Here is a 21179-nt window from a genome sequence, read left to right as displayed (position 1 = left end):
CGCCCGGGGCTTTTGATGTGATGGCGGGAAACCGACAAAAGCCAGGAGTTGCGCATGAACAAGCTGACGACTGCCGCGGGCGCGCCCGTGGTTGATAACAACAACGTACAGACCGCCGGCCCAAGAGGCCCGATGCTGTTGCAGGACGTATGGTTGCTGGAAAAACTGGCGCACTTCGATCGGGAGGTCATCCCCGAGCGGCGGATGCACGCCAAGGGTTCGGGTGCGTTCGGCACCTTCACCGTGACCCACGACATCACCCGTTTCACCAAAGCCAGACTGTTTTCCAGCGTGGGCAAGACCACCGAAGTGTTCGTCCGCTTCTCGACCGTGGCCGGTGAGCGTGGCGCGGCGGATGCCGAGCGTGACATCCGTGGATTCGCCATCAAGTTCTATACCGAGCAAGGCAACTGGGACCTGGTGGGCAACAACACGCCAGTGTTCTTTCTGCGCGATCCTTTGAAATTTCCCGACCTCAACCATGCGGTCAAACGCGACCCGCGCACCAACATGCGCAGCGCCCGCAACAACTGGGATTTCTGGACGCTGCTGCCCGAGGCGCTGCACCAGGTCACGATCGTCATGAGCGACCGCGGCCTGCCGCGCACCTATCGCCACATGCACGGCTTCGGCAGCCACACCTTCAGCTTCATCAGCCCGGCGAACGAGCGTTTTTGGGTGAAGTTCACCTGGAAAACTCAACAAGGCATCGAGAACCTGACCGACCAACAGGCCGCGACCCTGATCGGCGATGACCGCGAAAGCGCCCAGCGCGATCTGTACAACGCCATCGAGGAAGGCCACTTCCCGCAATGGAAGCTTTACGTGCAGGTCATGCCGGAACTGGATGCCGAAACCTACTCGATCAACCCGTTCGACCTGACCAAAGTCTGGCCCCACGCGGATTTCCCGCTGATCGAAGTCGGCGTGCTTGAGCTCAACCGCAACCCCGACAACTACTTCGCCGACGTCGAACAGGCGGCCTTCAACCCGGCCAACGTGGTGCCCGGCATCAGCTTCTCACCGGACAAAATGCTTCAGGCTCGCCTGTTCTCCTACGGCGATGCACAGCGTTATCGCGTCGGCGTCAATCACCATCAGATTCCGGTGAATGCGCCGCGCTGCCCGGTCAACAGCTATCACCGGGACGGCCAGATGCGCACCGATGCCAACGCGGGCAGCACCCTCGGCTACGAGCCCAACAGCTATGGCGAGTGGGCCGAGCAACCGGATTTCAGCGAACCACCGCTGGCCCTCAAAGGCAGCGCCGGGCACTGGAATCACCGCGAGGACGACGACTATTTCTCGCAACCGGGCGCGCTGTTTCGGGCCATGTCCCCCGCCCAGCAACAGGTCTTGTTCGAGAACACGGCGCGCTCGATTCATGGCGCCAGTGCCCAGACCCGGCAACGCCACATCGATAACTGCACCCGGGCCGATCCGGCGTACGGTGCAGGCGTTGCGCAGGCCATCGAAGCGCTGGGCTGATCCGCAATGACGTAAGTAGGGCAAGCAGGAATGATCCTGTTTGCCCTGCTGCCGAGGTCAGTCCTCTACGATGCTTTTCGCTTCAAGAAACGCTTCCAGTCCTGACAGCCCGAATTCCCTGCCGATCCCCGACTGCTTGACACCGCCAAACGGTGCCAGCAGCTCCGGGGCGATCCGGTTGATCAACACCGAACCGGCCTCCAGGCACGCCGCCATGCGTCGGCCACGTTCGACCTCGCGGGTGAACACATAGGCCTGCAAACCGTAGACGCTGGCATTGGCCAGGCGGATGGCGTCTTCTTCATCGTCATAAGCGATGATCGACAGCACCGGGCCGAAAATCTCTTCCCGGGCGATGTCCGTGTCATTGCTGACGTCGGCAAACACCGTAGGTTTCACAAAATAGCCTTGGCTCAGGCCGGCAGGCCGACCCTCCCCGCCGACAATCAATCGCGCGCCCTGCTCCAGCCCGCGCCGGATAAAGCCCTGCACGCGATCAAACTGCGCCTGGTTGACCAACGGGCCGATGGCGGTCGCCGGGTCCCGGGGGTTGCCGACCACGGTCGCGTCGACCAGGTTTTTCACCTGCTCGACCACCTGCGGCAAGCATCCGCGCGGTACCAGCAGCCGCGTGCCGGCAACGCAGGCCTGACCGTTGTTCATGAAGGCGGCATTCAGTGCCATGGGGATGGCCGCTTCGAGATCCGCGTCGTCGAGCACGATGGACGCCGACTTGCCGGTGAGCGACAGGCTCACCCGTTTCATCGTCTCGATGCCGGCACGGGCGATGAGTTTTCCGGTGGCGGTGGAGCCGGTAAACGAGACCTTCGCGACGTGCGGGCTGGTGCTGATCTCGTCGCCCACATCACTCCCACGGCCCAGGACAATATTGATCACCCCCTTGGGCAGATCCGCACGGTGCAAGGCGAGCGCGAGGACCTGGGTCTGCAACGGGCTGAGTTCACTCGGTTTGATGACCGAGGCGCAGCCGCCGGCAATGGCGGCCGCCAGTTTGCTGCACACCGTACCGGCGGTGCTGTTCCAGGGCGCGAACAACGCCGACACCCCAACCGGCTCCATGACCACCCTTGCACGGCCCACGGGCCGCGCCAGCTCATAGTTCTCCAGCACTTGCGCTGTGTTGGCAAAGGACTGCGACGCGTACTGGCTGACCCATTGCGCACGGGCCAACGGTGCGCCGTATTCTTCAATGGCGGTGTCACGAATGTCTTCGGTGCTCTCAAGCACCGCCGCCTGAAGGCGCCTGAGCATGTCGATGCGCTCGGCTTTCGAGGTGCGGCCCATCGTGACTTGCGCACGCCGGGCGGCGGCGATGGCTTGCCTGGCATCGTCGCGATTGGCCAGGGTGACCGTTCCGATGACGGTCTCCGTCGCCGGGTTGATGCATTCGATGGATTCGCGGCCCTGAACGGGTACGAACGCACCATCGATGTAGCTGTGCTTGATAGTCCACATGGCGATTTTCCCCAAGGGTTGAAACAGCAACGCCCGGAAAATCCGGGCGTTGATCAGGGCGAGGGTTCAGTCAGGTAAGGATTCGCGGCTGAAGGCTTGCACCTCCTGCACCAGACCGCGAGCGGCCATTTCCACCAATTGCCGGCCCTTTTCCGGCGAAGCCTGAGCCGGGTCAGAGCCCATGCGGCCGTCCGGGTGACGGGCACGGAAATCCGCCGCTTCACGGATCGGCCCCCAGTTGGCGATCTGCGGTGAGTAGTCCGCCGACTTGATGGAATCGGGGTAAGCCCATTGGGTCACGGCGATTTCAGAAGGCGTGGCATGAATGCCGTGGCCGGTCGGGAACTGCTCGCGTGCCAGCTCGTTGACCCCTTCCAGATCCCACCAGTTGCACAGCTTCAGGGCGAACCCGGCTTTGCGTCGGGCGAAACTCGCTTCGGCGTACAGCTCCGAAAACGCCGCTTCAATGGAAGCGATGTTGCCGCCGTGGCCGTTGAGGAAAAAGATCTTTTCAAAGCCGTGGGCGGCCAGCGAACGGGTCCAGTCGGCGATGGCGGCGATGAAGGTCGAGGGCCTGAGCGAGATGGTGCCGGGGAAACCGAGGTGATGCTGCGCCATGCCGATGTTGAAGGTCGGGGCAATCAGGATGTCGGCGTTTTTCTGCGCTTCATGGGCGATGATCTCCGGGCACATCCAGTCGGTGCCCAACAGGCCGGTCGGCCCGTGCTGTTCGTTGGAACCGATCGGGATGACGATGGTGCGGCTGCGTTCGAGGAATTGGGCGATTTCGGACCAGGTCGATAGGTATAAAAGCATCAGGATTCTCACTCTTCGAAGGTTCCTCTCGGAACGAGGGTGGGTGTTCAGTGCACCTGCAACAGCAGCGTCATTGATACCACCCGCCTCCCTTCGACGACAGAATACGAAGGTATCGGAATCACCCGAACGCCCTAATCGCGGACGAGAAATTCACGGGGCGATTCGCCCATCACCCGTCTGAACATCGCACTGAAGGCGCTTTGGCTGGCGTAGCCCAGATCCCGGGCAATCACCCCGACGGATAGCCCTTTGTCGAGCCGATCGATGGCGGTCGCCAGCCGCACCTGTTGCAGCCAGTGGCGGAAATTCAGGCCGGTTTCATTGACGAACAGGCGTATCAGCGTGCGCGAACTGGCACCGACCCGGTCTGCCCAAAAGCTGATCGAATGGTCTTGTCCGGGGTCCTGCAGAATCGCCTCGCACACCGTGACCAGTCGCCTGTCGACCGGCCACGGCACTTCGATCGGCAGCGTCCGGGCCGCCTGCAGCTCACTGAGTATCAGGGCCACGATGTGCTCGTTGCGACCTTCCTGCGGGTATTCGATCGGCTGCTCGGCCAGGGCCAGAATCAACTCGCGCAGCAATCCGGGGATCTCCAGCACTTTGCAGTGATCGCCCAGCCCTGCGCAGACCTGCGGTTCGATGTAGATCGAGCGCATCTTGACCGCGCTGAGCATCAACTGGTCGTGGATCACCCCGGGCGGAATCCACAGGGCCCGCTTCGGTGGAAGGATCCACAACCCGCGCTCGGTGGCCACTCGCATTACGCCGCTCGAGGCATACAACAACTGCCCGTGCCGATGCACGTGCGGTTCGTTGTACTCGCCGGTGGCCTGATCGCGCACCAGCACGGTCATCATCCGCGGCACATCCTGATAGTCGGGATAACGTTCGCTGCGCGGTGCGGACTCACGCCTGGCAATGACCTTGCGCACCTCTCGTTTCATCGGATGGAAGCTCCTGAAAACAGACCTTGATCGTGGTAAAGCTGCGATTGTCACTTTGGCGACAAACCCTGGCATTTGCCATGGCCGGCCCATTGTTAGCCTTGCGCTCATTGTTCATCAATGAGGCCTTCCCCATGGCAATCACCCGCAATCTCTCCGGCCACCAGCAGAGCGTCACGGCGGTGATCGGCCTGCTGATCCTGTCCATCGCCCTGCGGCCGCCGATCATTTCGGTGGGACCGATTCTGCTGTTGATCCAGCAGCACTTCCAGTTGAGCTACACCCAGGCGGCGCTGCTGACCTCGATTCCTGACGTGTGCATGGGCGTGTTCGCGCTGGTGGTTCCGAGCCTGGCCAGGCGCTTCGGGATCGATCGCAGTGTAGTGGTTGCACTGACGCTGCTGGGTGCCTCGACCTTGCTGCGGGCGATTTCGCCGAATGCATTTTTTCTGCTTGGCAGTACGTTCTTCGCCAGCATCGGCATTGCGGTTGCCGGCGCGATGACCGGCGCGTGGATCAAGACCCACTTTGCACAACGGCCGGCGTTGTTCATGGGCATCTACGCCGGCGGCCTGAGTCTGGGCGCGACCCTCGCGGCGGTGCTCAGCGCGCCGATTGCCGAGCGGGCGCAGGACTGGCGGGTCAGCGCCGGGTTCTGGAGCGTGCCATGCCTCACCGCCATCGCCAGTTGGGTGTGGATGGCACGGCGCTTTGCGATACCGGTGCCCGCAGTGAAATCGCCGTCGAACCCGAGCAAACGTCTGCCCTGGGGCAATCCGCAGGCGTGGTTGATCGCATTGAACTTCGGTGCCGGTCAATTCGTGGTCTACGCCCTCTTCGCCTGGATGGCGCCTGCCTCGGTGGAAGCGGCCACGTCGAGTGTTTCCCCGGGCGTCCTGCTGGGTATTTTTACGGCGGTGTTCGCCGTGGCCAGCGTGGGGGCGGGACTGATTCCGGGCAGGGCCCACGACCGGCGCGGTCTGCTGGGGGTGTCGGCGTTGCTGGCCCTGCTGGGGGTGGGCGGCATGGCGTTCCTGCCGGCGTATTGGCCGATGCTGTACGTGGTGCTCGCGGCCATCGGGCTGGGCATGGGCTTCACCGTGGCCATGACCTTGCCGCTGGATCACGCCAGCACCAGTGAGCAGGCCGGGTTGTGGACGGTGTTCATGTTGTTCATCGGCTACCTGATTGCCGCGCTGGGGCCGCTGCTGTTCGGTGCCCTGCGCGAATACGCCGGACACTATGGCCCGGCGTACATCTTACTGTTCGCGGTACTGCTGTTGATGCTCGGCATCACCCCCCTGCTCAGACTGGTACCGGCACCATCGCCGCAGGTGTCCGTTGCCTGAGCGGGAGGTGACAGACCTGCGACGCGCTGCGGCACGTCGCAGGTTTTCAGTTGGCGGCCGCGGCTTTTTCAATCAGCCGGGCCACCGGGGCCGGGTTCGACACCATTACCACGTGCGAGGCGCCCTTCACCACTTCAACTGCCTTGGCATCTGCACGCTTGGCCATGAACGCCATCGCCTGGGGCGGGATGTTCTTGTCCTTGTCGCCGTAGATGTACCACGACGGAATGTGCTTCCAGGCAGGCGTTCCGGCCTGCTCGTTCAGTGCAGCTTCGGTGACCGGGCGCTGGGTCGCGGCCATCAGCGCCGCTTGTGCAGCCGGGACGTCGGCGGCGAACTGATCGTGGAACTTGCTCTGCTGGATGTACAAGTCCTTGCCGCCGTCGGCCAGCGCAACGGGTGGCGCCAGCGTTGGCCCGAGGGTGCTGCCGGGAAACTTGCCGGCCAGCCCGGCGACGGTTTCACCGGCCTCAGGGGCAAAGGCGCTGACGTAGACCAGCGCTTTGACATTGGCATGATCGTTGGCCGCATCACTGATGACGTTGCCGCCATAGGAGTGACCGACCAGCACCACCGGCGACTGAATGCTGCTCAACAATGCCGATACCGCTGCGCCATCGCTCTTGACGCCGCGCAGCGGATTGGCGGCGGCAATCACCGTGTAGCCATCCTTCTCGAGAATTTTCGCCACGCCGTTCCAGCTCGACGCGTCGGCAAACGCGCCGTGCACCAGCACCACCGTGGGTTTGGCGGTTTGGGCGAAGGCATTGGCGCCCAGGCACAGGCCCGCAGCGATGCTCAGTGCAATCAGTGTTTTTTTCATCTGGATGTTCCTCGTATGACGGATTCAGGGAGCGTATCGAGTGAAGACAAAATCGTGGTTCTGCACCCGCGCCTGATGGCAGGCAAAGCAGGTCTGGTGCTGGGCTTCGTCGGCGGGTTTGCCGTTGATGAACCGGCCGAATCCCCAGCCACCGGTCGAGGCGTATTTGCGCGAGTCCTTGACCATCACCTGAACGGTGGTGGCCGCCCCCGGAATCGAGGCGGGCTCGAACTCCGGCGACTGCACGTGTTTCCACGCCAGCTTCACCAGCACCGTGCCGTCGGGAAACGGCAGCGTTGCGCTCTGGTAAGCCTTGACCGCCCGGTCGTTGCCCAGCACCGCGCGCAGTTCATCCAGCGGCGCGGCTTCCTGGGCCGGGGCAATCAGCGCCCACTGCCGATAGTTTTTCGGAAGCTTCACGCCGTAGATCGGCGAGGCTTCGCCGTCATCGGCCTCGCCCAATGCGACACCGGTAGCCGCCAGTGCCGCGAGCGCAATGGCCGCTGGCAACACGGCCCAATGGTTGAGTTTCATGGTCGGATCCCCTTCGGCCGGCAATCAGAGATGATCGGCATCGATCACCGCCTGGGCGAACGCTTGCGGCGCTTCTTGCGGCAGGTTATGGCCGATGCCGCCGCTGATCAGTCGGTACTCGTACTTGCCGGTAAAGCGTTTGGCGTAGGCCTCGGCCGGTGGGTGCGGCGCACCATTGGCGTCGCCCTCCATAGTGATGGTCGGCACGCTGATCGAGGGGAATGCCGCGAGTTTTTTCTCCAGCGGATCGTATTGCGCTTCCCCTTTGATCAGCCCCAGGCGCCAGCGGTAGTTGAAGATCGACACCGCGACGTGATCCGGATTCTGCAACGCGACGGCGCTGCGCTCGTAAGTCGCGTCGTCGAAGGTCCACTTCGGCGAGGCCAGCTGCCAGATCAGTTTGGCGAAGTCGTGGGTGTTCTTTTCGTAGCCCAGACGGCCACGCTCGGTCGCAAAGTAGAACTGATACCACCACTGCAACTCCGCCGCCGGCGCCAGCGGCGTCTTGCCCGCTTCCTGGCTGCCGATCAGGTAACCGCTCACCGCCACCAGCGCCTTCACCCGCTCGGGCCAGAGCGCTGCAACGATGTCGGCGGTACGCGCGCCCCAGTCATAGCCGCCAAGCACGGCCTGTTTGATCTTCAGGGCGTCCATGAAGTCGATCAGATCTTTGGCCAGCGCCGCCGGCTGGCCGTTGCGCACGGTTTTGGCAGACAGGAAACGTGTGTCGCCATAGCCGCGCGCGTAGGGAATCAGCACCCGATAGCCCTTCTGCGCCAGCGCCGGCGCCACATCGGTGTAGCTGTGGATGTCGTAAGGCCAGCCGTGCAACAGGATGACCACCGGACCGTCGGCGGGACCGACTTCGGCATAGGACACGTCCAGCAGTCCGGCCTTGACGTGTTTCAGCGCGCCGAACGAAACATTGGTGCCGGCGGTAATGGCGTCGATCTTGCCGGTGGGCACTTCGGCGGCGTTGGCGTGCACCGAGGCAATGCCCAGCGCAAGCGCCAGCATCGAAACGGTGAGCACGCGCCGGGATTGGGTTACAGCGTTAGAGTCAGTCATGCCGAGTCTCCCTCGTGAACCGCCGGGCGACGGTTCCGGGCTTGGTGTTGAAGGGCTTGCGGGTTGAAGGGTTAGCGCGCTGCCTGAGCCGCGGTTTTCTGGGCAGCCGCACGCAGTGGCCGGAAGGCTTCGCGCAGTTCTTCGCTGAACAGTTGCGGTTGCTCCCATGCCGCGAAGTGACCGCCCTTGCTGACTTCGCTGAAGTAGGCCAGCGATGGATAGGCACGCTGCGACCAGACTTTCGGCGCACGATAGATCTCGTGCGGGAACACGGTGATCGCCACCGGAACCTTGATGTCAGCGGTCTTCTGCGCGGCGGCGCTGAAGTTATTGTTGTTGTTCTCCCAGTAGAAACGGGAGGACGACGCCCCGCTGTCGGTCAGCCAGTACAGACTGATGTCATCCAGCATTTCATCGCGGCTCAGGACTTTCTCGGGCTGACCGTCGCTGTCGGTCCACGCGGCGAATTTTTCGTACATCCACGCTGCTGTACCGGCGGGCGAATCCGCCAGCAGATAGCCGATGGTCTGCGGCCGGGTCACCATCATTGCGCCATAGGCGGCGTTGCGGCCGAAGAACTGGCTGAGCGAATTGAAGGCCGTCACCTCCGGCGCGGTCAGTCCCGCTGGCGCCGGGTCGCCGCTGTTGATCGGCTTGACCAGTTCCGGCGGCACGGTAGCCGGCATGTTCAGGTGGATGCCCAGCAAACCGGGCGGCGCCAGGCGACCCAGTGCATCGGAAATCACCGAACCGTGATCGCCACCCTGAGACACGTAATGGCTGTAGCCCAGACGTTTCATCAACACATCCCAGGCCTTCGCCACTCGGTCAGGGCCCCAGCCGAGCTCGGTCGGTTTGCCGGAAAAACCATGGCCGGGAATCGACGGAATCACCACATCGAACGAGTCCTCGACCTTGCCGCCATAGGCCACGGGATCGGTCAGCGGGCCGATGGTCTTGAGGAATTCGAACTGCGAACCCGGCCAGCCGTGAGTCAGGATCAGCGGCATCGCGTTGGGGTTGCGTGAGCGCACGTGGATGAACTGAATGTCGACGCCGTCGATGGTGGTCACGAACTCCGGCAAGGCATTGAGCTTGGCTTCGGCCTTGCGCCAGTCGTAGCCATCGCCCCAATACTTCACCAACGCCTGGACCTGCGCCAGTTGCACTCCCTGGGACACGTCGCCGACCGTTTCCTTGTCCGGCCAACGGGTGTCGGCAATGCGTTTGCGCAGATCAGACAATTTCTCTTCATCCACATGAACGTGGTACGGACGAATGGTCTGCGACTGATCGGTTATCGGGCTGGTGGCCCAGGCGCCGCTGCTGCCTGCCAGCACGGCAAGGCCCAGGGCCCCTCTTCTGATGGCTGACGCCAGGCAATGGCGCCATGTGAAACCGCACGTAACCGCAACCATGATGGATCTCCTTGTAGTCATTATTCGAAAGGCATCGCCAATCGGATCAGACCACCGCGCTGCCAGCGGGGCGATTACACGATGGTGTCGGTCGATACCTTGGTATGACGCGTTGGCCAGGCGCGCAAAATCGCGCTCGAATTCAGCAACGGTTAACGGGCAGAATGCGGCGGGGGAAAAGGCCCATTTGAATGACAGACCGGAACAAGGATTGCGGATGCGTGGGGAATCGGCGCTCGAACACCTGAGCGGCACACCATCAAACACCTCACAGTGGTGGGTGATCGGGCTGTGCATGCTGTTCAACGTGATCGATGGGCTGGACGTGATGGCCATGGCTTTCACCGCCAGCCGGGTTTCGACACAGTGGGCATTGAACGGCGCGCAACTGGGCTTGTTGCTGAGCGCAAGTCTGATCGGGATGGCGCTCGGTTCGCTGCTGGCTGCGCCCAGGGCCGACCGCTTCGGGCGCAGACCGCTATTGCTCGCCGGCCTGCTGCTCAGTGGCCTGAGCATGTTGCTGTCGTTCTGGAGCCCGAATCATCACGTGCTGATGTTCCTGCGTTTGTTGACCGGCATCGGCACGGGGGCGGTGCTGGTAGGCGCAAACGTGATGACGTTCGAACACGCCAGCCCGCTGCGGCGCAACCTGGCCATCGCCCTGCAATCTCTCGCCTTTGCCATGGGTGCCAGTCTGGGCGGTGTGCTGGCGCATGTCCTCAATGATGTCATGGGCTGGCGGTATGTCTTTCTGTCCGGTGGCTGCATTACGCTGGCGGCGGCGTTGGTCGGGGTCTTCTGGCTGCGTGAGTCGCCTTCATTTCTGGCACTTGAACACCGCGCACCTGTCTCTTCAACGTCGCCTGACAACGCCAGCCGGCCGTTTTCGCCCGGTCAGTGGCAACAGACCACATCGCTGGCACTGGCGCTCTTTCTGCTGATGTTCTGCTTTTACTTCGTGATGAGCTGGACCCCGAGTCTGCTGGTCCACAACGGCTTTACCGATCGGCAAGGCGCGCAAATCGGAGTTCTGTTGGCGTCTGGGGGTATGCTCGGCGCGCTGTTGCTGGGGCTGGCGGCCAATCGTTTCGGCTGCCGGCGATTGTTGTCGGTTTTTTTGCTGCTCAACGCCGCCCTGCTGCCTCTGATGATGCCGGCCTCACACGTACCCGGTGTGGCCGCGCTCGTCGCCGTCACGCTGGGCTTGATGCTCAATGGTGCGGTCGCCGCGCTGTATGCCCTGGCCCCCCAGGCGTTCTGCACTTCGGTTCGCACGACCGGCGTCGGCGTGGTGCTGGCGATGGGGCGTCTGGGGGCGATCATTTCGCCGGTGGTCGCCGGTTTTCTGCTGGATGCCCGATGGACCGCACAAGACCTGTTCACTTTCTTCGCCGGTGGCCAGGTCCTGGCGGCCCTGCTGATCTGGCGCAGCACTAAGGGACGATGATCAGCTTGCCCGTCGTATTGCGCGACTCGATATCACGATGGGCCTGTTGCACCTCGTCCAGTGAATAACGATTGCCGATGAAGGTTTTCAGCTTGCCGGCACTGACCCACGCAAACAGTTGCCGGGATTTTTCCAGCAGTACCTCGCGATCACGCACGTAGTGCATGACCGAGGGATACGTCAGCTTGATGCTGCGCGGCACGCTGAAGATATCGATCGGCGGGGTCGGATTCATGAACGGTCCGTACAAAGCCAGGGTGCCGAAATAATCCAGCAGCTCCAGCGAGTCGGCGAACCCCTCCGCACCGGTGCCGTCGTACACCACATTCACCCGCTGCCCGTCGGTCAGGCGCATGACCTGACCGGCAATGTTTTGCGCCCGCCCGATCACCACATAGTCAGCCCCGGCCGCGAGCACCGCCTCCACTTTGTCGGCGTGGGACACCCGGCCAATGACATTGCCACCTCGCAACTTGATCAACTGGGTCAGCATCAGCCCCACGCCACCTGCCGCCGCGTGCACGAAGGCCACGTCACCCGGCTGGATCGCATGCACCTTGTCCACCAGATTGCTGGCCGTCAGGCCCTGCATCATCAGGCTGGCGGCCGTGGCGAAGTCGATATCGTCCGGCAGCGGCACCAACTGACTGACCGGGGCGATCACCTGTTCGGCGTAGCTGCCCGGCACGTAGTGCCAGGCTACGCGGTCACCGGCAGCGAACTCTGTCACCTGCGGGCCAGTGGCCTGGACGATGCCGGCGCCTTCTGCACCCAGCGTCAGCGGCAGCTCCCACGCGGCGCCGAGGCCCCGTCGAACACCGGTGTCCATGAAGTTGATACCTGCCGCCATGACCTTGACCAGGACCTGTCCCGGCCCCGGTTCTGCCAGTTGAATGTCTTGCACCGTCAAGACTTCGGGCCCGCCAAAGGCCTGGATTACGACTGCTTTCATAATGTTCTGCCCTGTTACAGGGACGACCTGTCCTGCTGCCGTTCTGCTGGCAGGAGCGCGGACGTCACGTTGTCTTCAATCAACATCGAAGGATGTTGAAACCAGGGGCAAGGCTGCGCGGCGAATGTATCTGCGCGGTTTCCCGAACCGGGCGCTTTGCATGCTTGTATGGCTCGACAGGCCCTGGATACAGTGGCTTACAAAACCGGCACTGTGATGCCCATCGCAGTGTGCGATGGCGGCAGATATTCGCTACGGGCGACACCAAAGTATGATGGGCGAGTGCCATGCGAAGGCGCATCTTTGTTCGACGGTGACTGCAAACAATGAGAATCGGTATGACGAACGAGCAGGAGCGCGTCATCAAGGACGCTCCAGACCGCGCGGTTGATGCGCTCATGCCAGCGCCGGAGGTCGATTCGATCATCGACAGCATCCCGGCCATGGTCGCGTTCATGACGCCTTCCGGTGAACTGGAGCAGGTCAACCGGCAAATCATGGATTACATCGGTGCCCCGCTCCATGAACTGAAAAAATGGCAAGCCGGCGAAACCGTACACCCGGACGACTTACCCTCGGTCATCGCCGCCTGGATGCACTCGGTCAGTACCGGCACCCCCTACGAGATCGAGCATCGCATTCGGCGCGCCGACGGAGTCTATCGCTGGTTCCATGTGCGCGGCCTGCCGATCAGAGACAGCGAAGGCACCATCACGCGCTGGTGCGTGCTGCAGGTCGATATCGATGAGCGCCGGCGGGACAAGGCCTTGATCGCCAGCGCCCTCGCCGAAGTCAGCGCGTCGGAAGAGCGTCTGCGCGGGATCATCGATGCCGTTCCGGGTTTTGTCTGGAGTGCCTCGCCGGAAGGTAGCGTCGGCTTCGTCAATCGACGCTGGTGCGACTACACCGGCATGTCCCTCGAACAAGCCTGCGGTGATGGCTGGACGGCATCCATCCACCCGGACGACGCGCCGGGACTGGCGGTCTATTGGCAAGCCATTCTGCAATCGGGCAGCGCCGGTGAGTATGAGGCTCGTCTGAAGCGCTTCGACGGCATTTACCGCTGGTTTCTGATCCGCGCCGTGCCCCAGCGCGATGACACAGGCCGGGTCGAGCGCTGGTATGGTGAGAACACCGATATCGAAGACCGCAAGCGGGCGGAAGTCTTTCTGGCCAAGGCCCAACGCCTGAGTGCTACCGGCACGTTTTCCTGGCGGGTGAGTACAGACGAGATCACGTGGTCGGACGAGGTCTACCGCATCCTTGAACTGGACCCGGACACCCCGCCCGGCTTCGAGGCGATCTATCGTCGCGTGCACCCGGACGATATCTCCAGCCATCGGGAAATGATCAAACGACAACGCCGCAAGGGGCGTGACTTCGAACACGAACATCGGCTGCTGATGCCCGACGGCACAGTGAAATACGTGCGGCTGGTGGCGCATTCGATCACCCATGCGCCGGACGGCGTCGAATACATCGCCGCCCTGCAGGACATTACCCAGCGCCGGCTCGCCGAAGAAGTGTTGAACAAGGCCCGTTCCGAACTGACGCATCTGGCCAGAGTCGCAAGCCTGGGGGCGGTCACCGCGTCCATTGCCCATGAGGTCAATCAGCCGCTGGCCGGCATCATCACCAATGCCAGCACCTGCCTGCGGATGCTCGGAGCCGATCCGCCGAATGTCGACGGAGCCCGGGAAACCGCGCGCCGCACCATTCGCGACGGCAATCGGGCCGCCGATGTGATCAACCGGTTGCGAGCGTTGTTCTCGAAAAAAAGCATCACCATTGAAAACGTCGACCTCAATGACGCGGCACGGGAAGTCATCGCCATGCTGCTGGGCGAGCTGCAACGCAACGGCGTGGTGCTGCATCCGCAATTTGCCGAAGCCCTGCCGCTGGTCAGGGGTGACCGGGTCCAGCTTCAGCAGGTGATCCTCAACCTGATCATGAATGCCGCCGAGGCCATGAGTGCGATCCACGGCCGGCCCCGGCAGTTGATCGTCAGCACCGGCCTGGGGGCGGACGAGAACGTTTACCTGGCGGTGAGGGACAGCGGCAACGGGGTAGATCCGCAGGACGTCGAGCGCATCTTCAATGCTTTCTACACCACCAAAAGCTCGGGCATGGGCGTCGGTCTGTCCATCAGTCGCTCGATCATCGAGCGTCACGACGGGAAACTCTGGGCCAGCGCCAACGACGGCCCGGGTACGACGTTTACCTTTGCCATCCCGCTTTCGACGGATTTGCCGCAAACCGATAACCGCGACCTCGCCGATCGCACCGTGGAGAATGATTGATGGGTACGCATTTGCTCGTATCGGTGGTCGATGACGACGAATCGGTTCGTGAATCACTGCCTGACCTGATCAAGGAGTTCGGCTTTGCCGTCCAGGCATTTGCCTCGGCGCAGGCGTTTCTGGCGTCGCCTTATCTCGACCTGACCCATTGCCTGATTCTCGATGTGGCCATGCCGGGCATGTCCGGGCCGGATCTGCACAAGGAACTGCTGCGTCGCGGCTATTGCATCCCGGTGATTTTCATCACCGCTCACGGGGACGCTCGCGAACAGGCGAAGCTGTTGAACAACGGCGCGGTGGAGTGCCTTTTCAAACCGTTCAGCGAAGCCCAGTTGCTCAAGGCACTTAGTGCCGCCCTGCCCCTGGACTGAGCGTGAAGCCGAACAGAAAAGGAATCGACATGTTGAACGCGAACAACGCAATGGCCCTTTCCCGTGGAGCATTACCGATGAGTGATGTCACGCCCGTCGTATTCGTTGTCGACGACGATATTTCCGTGCGCGAGTCGCTGGAACTGATGATCCGCTTCGCTGGATGGCAGCCACGGCTTTTCGAGTCCGCGCAGGACTTTCTCGACGCGCCCCGGGCGCTGGTGCCCAGTTGCCTGGTGCTCGACATCAACCTGCCTGACCTGAGCGGTCTGGACCTGCAGACCGTCCTGGCCGATGAGCGCTACAACATGCCGATCATTTTCATCACCGGGTACGGAGACATTCCGCGCACGGTGCGGGCCTTGAAAGCCGGTGCGGTGGAGTTTCTGACCAAGCCGTTCAATGACGATGTGATCCTCACCGCCATGGCCGATGCGCTGCAAAGCAGTCGTGTGGCGCTGGAGGGAGAAAAGCACCTGCGCTCACTGCTCGAGGCCTACAAGACTCTGACGCCGCGCGAGCAGGAGATCATGGCTTCGGTGGTCAGTGGGCGGCTGAACAAACTGATTGCAGCTGACCTCAACATCAGCGAAATCACCGTCAAGGCCCATCGCGGCAAGGTGATGCGCAAGATGAAGGCCCGCTCGCTGGCGGACCTGGTGAAAATGGCCGCCCTGATTACACCGGCGTGACGGGCAAACTCTGCCAGAAGCTTTCCAGCCGAAGCAGATCGAGGCTGTCGAAGCCTTCCGAAGCCTGCTCGCGGCAGGCACCGAGCAACGTCCGGGCCTGATCCGGCTGACCCTGTTCAAGCCAGAACCGGGCCAGATCCATCGATGACCGCAACTCCCAAGCCCAGGCGCCCTGTTCGCGGCTCAGCGCAATGGATTGCTCAAGAACGGCCAGCATGGCCTGAACATCATCGGCCTGGACGACCTTGAGAATACCGGCCTTGATTCGCAGCAACTCCGGCAGTGCAAAGGCATCACCGCTTCGCCGGCAGTGATCGATGGTGCCGTCGACCAGAGTCAGTGCCTTTGGGTGTTCGCCCTCCAGAATCAGGCCTTCGGCCAGTGCGATTTCGAATGAGGTCGTGAGCAGTTCGTAACGCATGCCACGCAACCGCGCCAGACTTTCTTCCAGCATGGCAACCGCTTCGCCGGGTTCCTCGGCGCGGATGGCGATCGCCGCGCGCAACCCTTGGCAGGCGGCAATGTAGGGACCGAGTGCGTTGGTTTCGGCGACAGCGCTGAACCGCTCAAGGCTGGCAGCTGCCTTCGCCAGATCACCGGTCCAGATATAAATGCACAAGATCCAGACCATGGCGATGCAGTAGGTGACCGGATGCTGCAGCGCCGACGCTTCGGCTTCTATCAGTTCGGCCCAGTGCCGGGCCTGATCGGCAAAACCCTGCAACCACAGCGAACGGGCCAGTGCCAGCCCGGTGCGATTGCGGTGATCGAAGCCGTAATAAATCGTGTTGCTGGGATGGGACGGCAAGCTGTTGCGCAGCGAGCGTTCCAGCTCCTGGCGCGCCAGACGCTGATCGCCCAGCAGATGGTGGGAGATGCCCGTCAGCGATGAAGCAATCGCGATGGCGGCGGGCTCGTTGAGGATGTTGCCGACCACGGCTGCCTGCTCCGCCCAGGCCAGGGACGAAGGGAAATCACCGATGCGCTCGTAGAAGATCTGCAAGCGGCCCAGCAACCTCAATTGCGAGCCGTAGTCGTTCAGCGCGACGGCGATGTCCTGCGCCCGGAGCAAGGCCTTTTCGGCGGCTTCACTGTTGCCTCGGGTGAACATCAGCACCAGGCCGAGCGCGGCTTGCAGTTCCATTTCGGTGGGCGTGCCGTAGTAACCGAGCTCCAGCAGTTCCACCGCCCGGGAGCACCAGCTGCGGCACTCGACCAGCAAGGAAAAATGCAGGAACAACGGCGCACTCGCGGCCGCCAGCGGCAACGCCAGACCCGGATCGCCATGGGGCCCGAAGCTCCATTCCAGCGCACCGCGAACGTTGCCCAACTGGCTGGCCAGACGCGCCGAGTGACGGAAAATTGCGTCGGGGGAAGTCCCCAGATGGCTGAGCAGGTCCATGTAAAACGCCGCGTGCCGGAACGCCAGCGCATTGACCTCGGCCTCTCCCCGCACCGTCAATTTCTCCCGGGCGTAGGCGCGTGTCATTTCCAGCAATCGATACGAATCCGTCGAGTCGCTGTGATCGACCGTGACCAGTCCCTTGCACACCAGATCATCGAGGATCGCGGCCGCCGTGGTGCTTTCGTGTTGCGATTCGGCCGCCACCTGAGCGGCGGCTTCCTGGGAAAACGGCCCGACGAACACCGAAAACCGCTCAAGCGCCAGGCGCTCTTGCGGCGACAGCAGGTCATAACTCCAGTCGAGCATGGCGCGCAGGGTTTGATGGCGTGGCACGGCCGTTCTGCGCCCTGACCAGCCTAGCGAGAAGCGCTCGCCGAGCAGCGCGTGGGTGGCCTTCAATCCGTGGCTGGCGACCCGCATCGCCGCCAGTTCGATCGGCAGCGCCATGCCTTCCAGCCGTTGGCAAATGTCCGCAATCATCTGCCCACCGCCCGCTTCCAGCAGCAGCGCGGCATTGCTCGACGAGGCGCGTTCGACAAACAGCTTGATGGCCGGGAATGCCAGCAATTCCTCAACGCAGAGGCGTTGCCGCTCGCGGGGAAATTCCAGCGGATTGAGCCAGTGCACGTATTCGCCACGCACCCGTAGCGGTTCGCGACTGGTGGCCAGAACCCCGACATCCGGCGCGGTGTCGCTGATCTGCTCCAGCAGGGTCGACACCGCGTCGATCAGGTGTTCGCAGTTGTCGATCACCAGCATCAACCGCTGCTCCCGCAAATGCGAGAGCAGGACAAACGTCGGGTCTTCCGCCTGCACCGGGATTTCCAGCGATCTGGCCAGTGCCGACGGTACCAAAGCGCAGTCTTCGACTTGCGCCAGATCGACGAAGCTGACGCGCTCAAAGCCTTGGGCCGCAATGCGATGCGCCACTTCGATGGCCAGGCTGGTCTTGCCGACGCCACCGGGGCCGACGATGGTGAACAGCTTCGGTTGCTGCATATGGTCGATGACCAGTTGCAGGTCAGCCTCACGGCCGATCAGTTTGGCCCGGGGCGGCAGACTGCAGACGCCCTCGGCAGCTCTAAGCGCAACGGACGCCGGTTGAATAGCGGTGGTTTTTTTCTCCAGCGGTGCGACGAAGGCATACCCCACGCCCACCTGGGTCGCGATGTAACGGGCCTGCTCCTCACCGTCCCCGAGAATCCGCCGCAGGCCGGTCATATGAAAGCGCAGGCTGCCTTCGGCCACCACGCTGTCGGGCCACACCTTGTCGATCAGGTCGTACTTGGACAGCACCCGCCCCGGTTGCTCGAGCAAGGCGATCAACAGATCCAGCGCCCGCCCGCCGATCTCCACCGGAACGCCGTTTCTGGTCAGTAATCTTTTTCCTGGAACGACGCTGAACGGACCGAAAACGAATTGGGTCGTGAGGGATTCGTGCAAGGCGTCTGGATAGGACTCCACGAAGATCGATCTCTCCTGGGAACGAAGGTGACGGCGCCGCTTGCAGACAGCAGGCGCAGGCCCTTGCATCATAGGAGTTTTGCACGATCGTTCAAGCATGGCGCAGACATTTGTTCCCGTGTAGCGCCGGGATGTCGCTCCTTGATTTCACCCGTTTCCAGCCATGAGGATCTCACTTCGCAGCGGTTTATTGAACGCCGTCAGTTCGCCGGGCAACGTCAAGAATCTCCTCAAGAAAATCAATGAACACATTGATTCGGCTCGAACCCCGGTGATTGGGCAAATACAACACGTTGATGCAACTGCTCGCACTGCCGGGATTGACTTCATAACGTGCCAACAACCGTGTCAGCCGGCCAGCCGCAACATCGTCGCGCACCAGCCAGTCGGCCAGCAATGTCACCCCGCCGCCCGCCACTGCCGCTTCTCGCAGGATGTCGGCATTGTTGCTTTGCAGGCGACCGTGCACATTGAGCTGGATGGTTTCCTCATCACCCTGGAACGTCCAGTTCTGGTGAGAACCCGCGTAATCGAAGCGCAGGCAGGCGTGCTCGAGCAAGTCACGGGGATGACACGGCACCGAGTGACGACTCAGGTAATCCGGACTGGCCACCACCCAGCGTTCGAAAGCGCCGACCCGCTTGCTGACGATGTCTTCACTGACCACTGACGACCCTAGACGCACCGACACATCAATCTGTTCGCTCAGCAGGTCGCTGACCTGATCGCTCAACGCAATGCTTAATTCCAGTCCCGGATGTCGCTCGAGCAACCGGCCCAGATGGGGCGCGATGATCCTTCGACCAAACTCCACCGGAACGCTGATGCGCAAGCGCCCTTGCGCCTCGCTTCCACGGTCCGCGACGATCGCGTCTGCCTCGTCGATGGCATCAAGAATGGCCACAGCCTTCTCGAAATAGTTTTGCCCGGCGACGGTCACGCTGGTGTTGCGTGTCGTGCGGTTAAGAAGGCTGGCACCCAGCTCGTGTTCCAGCCCCGCCACCTGGCGAGTCACCGATGAAGTCGAAATACCGAGCTTGCGCGCCGCAGAGGAGTAGCCGCCGCACCGCACGGTTTCAACAAACATCTTCAATGCCAGTAACTTGTCCATAAGCGCGACCCGGTCAAAAAGGAACGGGGCTGATTGTGCATCACCAAACGCCAGGCGTCTTGTATGACCGTGCCCCATCGCCCCCCGCGATTCGAGCGCCTCAGGCATTTGCCTTGTGCCCCAGGAACATCGCCAGAGCCAGCGCCGGCAGCAATGCCACGCTGACGGCAGACAGCTGCCAGCCGAAATGCTCGTAGAGAGGGCTCGCCACCAGCGATCCCAACGCCCCGCCCACGAAAATGCTGGTCATGTACACCGCATTGAGGCGCGCACGGCTGTGCGGATCGATGGCGTACACCTCTCGCTGGCCCAGCACCATGTTCAGTTGCACGGCGAAGTCCAGCAGCACCGCACAGACGACCAGCCAGATGTAACCGCTGCCGGGCAATGCAGCAATCAGCAAGGAGACCGGCGCCAGCAGCAGTGCAACGAGTGTCCCGCGGCGGGTATGCCCGGCATCGGCCAGGCGTCCGGCAATTGGCGCTGCGACTGCACCGACGGCGCCGACCAAAGCAAAAATCGCAACCTGCACCTGGCTGAAACCGTGGTGACGCATCAGCTCGATGGGCGCAAGGGTCCAGAACAGACTGAAACTGGCAAACAACAATCCCTGATACAAGGAACGCTGGCGCAGAACCGGATAACGACGAGCCAGCGCAAACACCGAGCAGATCAACGCCACGTAAGTCGCCTGATGTGACGGAACACGTCGCGGCAGCACAATCGCAGTGATCAGGGCGATGAAGGCCATCAGTGCCGCCGCGCTGAAAAACACCCCGCGCCAGCCAAATACTTCCACCAGCAGACTCGACAGCGGACGCGACAGCAGAATGCCCAGCAACAGGCCACTCATGATGTTACCCACCACGCGGCCACGGGTTGCTTCAGGCGCCAGATGCGCGGCCAGTGGCACCAGAATCTGCACCGCTACCGAAGTCAGACCGATCAGCAACGACAGAACGAGGAACATCGATGGCGAATGCGTGAGGCCGGCACCCATCAGGGTCGCGCTCGCTGCGAGAGTGAATCCCACCACCAGACGTCGGTTTTCCATGAGATCGGCCAGCGGCACCAGCAACAGCAGTCCCAACGCATAACCCAACTGCGTGAGCGAAACGATCAGGCTGGCATTGGCGCTGGACAGGCCGATCTGCGGCGCGATCAGTTCGACAATGGGTTGCGCGTAATAGAGATTGGCCACGACCGCGCCGCAGCAAAACGCAAGGAAGGCGACCATCAGGCCGGAGAGAGAAGCGGATTGTTCGGACTTGGCTGCAGCGGCCGGGTTACCCGTGAGCATGGTGACACCTCATCTGATTTGCGAAAGTGATGGCAAGGCTAAGGACTCCGGTCGCCGCCGAGAATCCATCCTTCGGGCAATTGAGTGATGCGTCATCCGCAACGAACGGCACGTTGCTGTTGACGCAATACTCTGTTGCGTGCTCCGGCAATACCCGAACGCCGACATCCTCTCTACCCTTGGGTACCTGGCACAGGGCTCCCCATCGGCGCCCT

17 protein-coding genes are annotated in these 21179 nt (G+C 62.3%); 6 read left to right on the top strand and 11 right to left on the bottom strand.

The window, feature by feature from the left end:
* Positions 1-54: 54 nt before the first annotated feature.
* Positions 55-1488: a catalase gene (locus ACSPX5_RS06665; protein ID WP_207867561.1), complete on the top strand. Its 1434-nt coding sequence runs from the start codon at positions 55-57 to the stop codon at positions 1486-1488.
* 57 nt (positions 1489-1545) lie between these two features.
* On the opposite strand, the gene ACSPX5_RS06660 is transcribed toward ACSPX5_RS06665, so the two are convergent.
* From ACSPX5_RS06660 to ACSPX5_RS06650, 3 genes are all read right to left on the bottom strand, one after another.
* A complete protein-coding gene (locus ACSPX5_RS06660) occupies positions 1546-2964 on the bottom strand; it encodes an aldehyde dehydrogenase family protein (RefSeq protein WP_439821229.1) in 1419 nt (472 codons plus the stop codon).
* 66 nt (positions 2965-3030) lie between these two features.
* The gene (locus tag ACSPX5_RS06655) at positions 3031-3780 is read right to left on the bottom strand and encodes a creatininase family protein (RefSeq protein ID WP_064595644.1); all 750 of its coding nucleotides are present in this window, start codon (positions 3778-3780) and stop codon (positions 3031-3033) included.
* 134 nt (positions 3781-3914) lie between these two features.
* Positions 3915-4730, bottom strand: a complete 816-nt coding sequence (locus ACSPX5_RS06650; RefSeq protein ID WP_207867555.1) for an AraC family transcriptional regulator — start codon at positions 4728-4730, stop codon at positions 3915-3917.
* 134 nt (positions 4731-4864) lie between these two features.
* Between ACSPX5_RS06650 and ACSPX5_RS06645 the strand changes: the two genes are divergently transcribed.
* Positions 4865-6079, top strand: a complete 1215-nt coding sequence (locus ACSPX5_RS06645; protein ID WP_207867553.1) for an MFS transporter — start codon at positions 4865-4867, stop codon at positions 6077-6079.
* A gap of 46 nt (positions 6080-6125) precedes the next feature.
* Here the strand turns inward: ACSPX5_RS06645 and ACSPX5_RS06640 are convergent, their stop codons facing one another.
* From ACSPX5_RS06640 to ACSPX5_RS06625, 4 genes are all read right to left on the bottom strand, one after another.
* Complete coding sequence (locus ACSPX5_RS06640) at positions 6126-6902, bottom strand: alpha/beta fold hydrolase (protein ID WP_064382021.1); 777 nt, start codon at positions 6900-6902, stop codon at positions 6126-6128.
* A gap of 24 nt (positions 6903-6926) precedes the next feature.
* Positions 6927-7436 carry a cytochrome P460 family protein gene (locus ACSPX5_RS06635; RefSeq protein ID WP_207867550.1) on the bottom strand — a complete coding sequence of 170 codons (510 nt, stop codon included), beginning with the start codon at positions 7434-7436 and terminating at the stop codon, positions 6927-6929.
* A 24-nt stretch (positions 7437-7460) separates the two neighbouring features.
* Positions 7461-8504: an alpha/beta fold hydrolase gene (locus ACSPX5_RS06630; protein ID WP_439821228.1), complete on the bottom strand. Its 1044-nt coding sequence runs from the start codon at positions 8502-8504 to the stop codon at positions 7461-7463.
* 71 nt (positions 8505-8575) lie between these two features.
* Positions 8576-9922 (bottom strand): epoxide hydrolase family protein, encoded by a 1347-nt coding sequence (locus ACSPX5_RS06625; RefSeq protein ID WP_207867546.1) that lies wholly within the window; start codon positions 9920-9922, stop codon positions 8576-8578.
* Positions 9923-10139: 217 nt separating this feature from the next.
* Between ACSPX5_RS06625 and ACSPX5_RS06620 the strand changes: the two genes are divergently transcribed.
* Positions 10140-11369: an MFS transporter gene (locus tag ACSPX5_RS06620; protein ID WP_439821227.1), complete on the top strand. Its 1230-nt coding sequence runs from the start codon at positions 10140-10142 to the stop codon at positions 11367-11369.
* Here ACSPX5_RS06620 and ACSPX5_RS06615 read toward each other — a convergent pair.
* Positions 11356-12321, bottom strand: a complete 966-nt coding sequence (locus tag ACSPX5_RS06615) for a quinone oxidoreductase family protein (RefSeq protein ID WP_207867542.1) — start codon at positions 12319-12321, stop codon at positions 11356-11358. The genes ACSPX5_RS06620 and ACSPX5_RS06615 overlap by 14 nt on opposite strands.
* Before the next feature lie 338 nt (positions 12322-12659).
* Here ACSPX5_RS06615 and ACSPX5_RS06610 point away from each other — a divergent pair, with 338 nt between their 5' ends.
* From ACSPX5_RS06610 to ACSPX5_RS06600, 3 genes are all read left to right on the top strand, one after another.
* Entirely contained in the window at positions 12660-14621 is a 1962-nt protein-coding gene (locus ACSPX5_RS06610; protein ID WP_243433480.1) for a PAS domain-containing sensor histidine kinase, read from the top strand.
* Entirely contained in the window at positions 14621-14992 is a 372-nt protein-coding gene (locus tag ACSPX5_RS06605; protein WP_207867539.1) for a response regulator, read from the top strand. The genes ACSPX5_RS06610 and ACSPX5_RS06605 overlap by 1 nt, the downstream gene beginning before the upstream one ends.
* Positions 14993-15069: 77 nt before the next feature.
* Positions 15070-15684 carry a response regulator transcription factor gene (locus ACSPX5_RS06600; RefSeq protein WP_207867537.1) on the top strand — a complete coding sequence of 205 codons (615 nt, stop codon included), beginning with the start codon at positions 15070-15072 and terminating at the stop codon, positions 15682-15684.
* On the opposite strand, the gene ACSPX5_RS06595 is transcribed toward ACSPX5_RS06600, so the two are convergent.
* The 3 genes from ACSPX5_RS06595 to ACSPX5_RS06585 all read right to left on the bottom strand — a co-directional run bounded on the left by ACSPX5_RS06595 (position 15671) and on the right by ACSPX5_RS06585 (position 20964).
* Positions 15671-18553 carry a winged helix-turn-helix domain-containing protein gene (locus tag ACSPX5_RS06595; RefSeq protein WP_207867535.1) on the bottom strand — a complete coding sequence of 961 codons (2883 nt, stop codon included), beginning with the start codon at positions 18551-18553 and terminating at the stop codon, positions 15671-15673. The genes ACSPX5_RS06600 and ACSPX5_RS06595 overlap by 14 nt on opposite strands.
* A gap of 187 nt (positions 18554-18740) precedes the next feature.
* Positions 18741-19664 (bottom strand): LysR family transcriptional regulator, encoded by a 924-nt coding sequence (locus ACSPX5_RS06590; protein WP_207867532.1) that lies wholly within the window; start codon positions 19662-19664, stop codon positions 18741-18743.
* Positions 19665-19764: 100 nt separating this feature from the next.
* Positions 19765-20964 (bottom strand): MFS transporter, encoded by a 1200-nt coding sequence (locus ACSPX5_RS06585; protein ID WP_439821226.1) that lies wholly within the window; start codon positions 20962-20964, stop codon positions 19765-19767.
* Positions 20965-21179: the final 215 nt, after the last annotated feature.

It is taken from the genome of Pseudomonas sp. HLG18 (genome assembly GCF_051903985.1).
Classification (GTDB): domain Bacteria; phylum Pseudomonadota; class Gammaproteobacteria; order Pseudomonadales; family Pseudomonadaceae; genus Aquipseudomonas; species Aquipseudomonas fluorescens_BT.
The sequence above is the reverse complement of the archived record's forward strand: the minus strand, read 5'-3'. Positions and strand labels throughout refer to the sequence as shown.

Excerpts from the sequence above, each read along its gene's own strand:
- ACSPX5_RS06655 (WP_064595644.1), bottom strand. The coding sequence starts at position 3,780 with ATGCTTTTATACCTATCGACCTGGTCCGAAATCGCCCAATTCCTCGAA.
- ACSPX5_RS06645 (WP_207867553.1), top strand. The coding sequence starts at position 4,865 with ATGGCAATCACCCGCAATCTCTCCGGCCACCAGCAGAGCGTCACGGCG.
- ACSPX5_RS06630 (WP_439821228.1), bottom strand. The coding sequence starts at position 8,504 with ATGACTGACTCTAACGCTGTAACCCAATCCCGGCGCGTGCTCACCGTT.
- ACSPX5_RS06640 (WP_064382021.1), bottom strand. The coding sequence starts at position 6,902 with ATGAAAAAAACACTGATTGCACTGAGCATCGCTGCGGGCCTGTGCCTG.
- ACSPX5_RS06610 (WP_243433480.1), top strand. The coding sequence starts at position 12,660 with ATGACGAACGAGCAGGAGCGCGTCATCAAGGACGCTCCAGACCGCGCG.
- ACSPX5_RS06585 (WP_439821226.1), bottom strand. The coding sequence starts at position 20,964 with ATGCTCACGGGTAACCCGGCCGCTGCAGCCAAGTCCGAACAATCCGCT.
- ACSPX5_RS06660 (WP_439821229.1), bottom strand. The coding sequence starts at position 2,964 with ATGTGGACTATCAAGCACAGCTACATCGATGGTGCGTTCGTACCCGTT.
- ACSPX5_RS06605 (WP_207867539.1), top strand. The coding sequence starts at position 14,621 with ATGGGTACGCATTTGCTCGTATCGGTGGTCGATGACGACGAATCGGTT.
- ACSPX5_RS06625 (WP_207867546.1), bottom strand. The coding sequence starts at position 9,922 with ATGGTTGCGGTTACGTGCGGTTTCACATGGCGCCATTGCCTGGCGTCA.
- ACSPX5_RS06620 (WP_439821227.1), top strand. The coding sequence starts at position 10,140 with ATGCGTGGGGAATCGGCGCTCGAACACCTGAGCGGCACACCATCAAAC.
- ACSPX5_RS06590 (WP_207867532.1), bottom strand. The coding sequence starts at position 19,664 with ATGGACAAGTTACTGGCATTGAAGATGTTTGTTGAAACCGTGCGGTGC.
- ACSPX5_RS06635 (WP_207867550.1), bottom strand. The coding sequence starts at position 7,436 with ATGAAACTCAACCATTGGGCCGTGTTGCCAGCGGCCATTGCGCTCGCG.
- ACSPX5_RS06600 (WP_207867537.1), top strand. The coding sequence starts at position 15,070 with ATGAGTGATGTCACGCCCGTCGTATTCGTTGTCGACGACGATATTTCC.
- ACSPX5_RS06615 (WP_207867542.1), bottom strand. The coding sequence starts at position 12,321 with ATGAAAGCAGTCGTAATCCAGGCCTTTGGCGGGCCCGAAGTCTTGACG.
- ACSPX5_RS06665 (WP_207867561.1), top strand. The coding sequence starts at position 55 with ATGAACAAGCTGACGACTGCCGCGGGCGCGCCCGTGGTTGATAACAAC.
- ACSPX5_RS06650 (WP_207867555.1), bottom strand. The coding sequence starts at position 4,730 with ATGAAACGAGAGGTGCGCAAGGTCATTGCCAGGCGTGAGTCCGCACCG.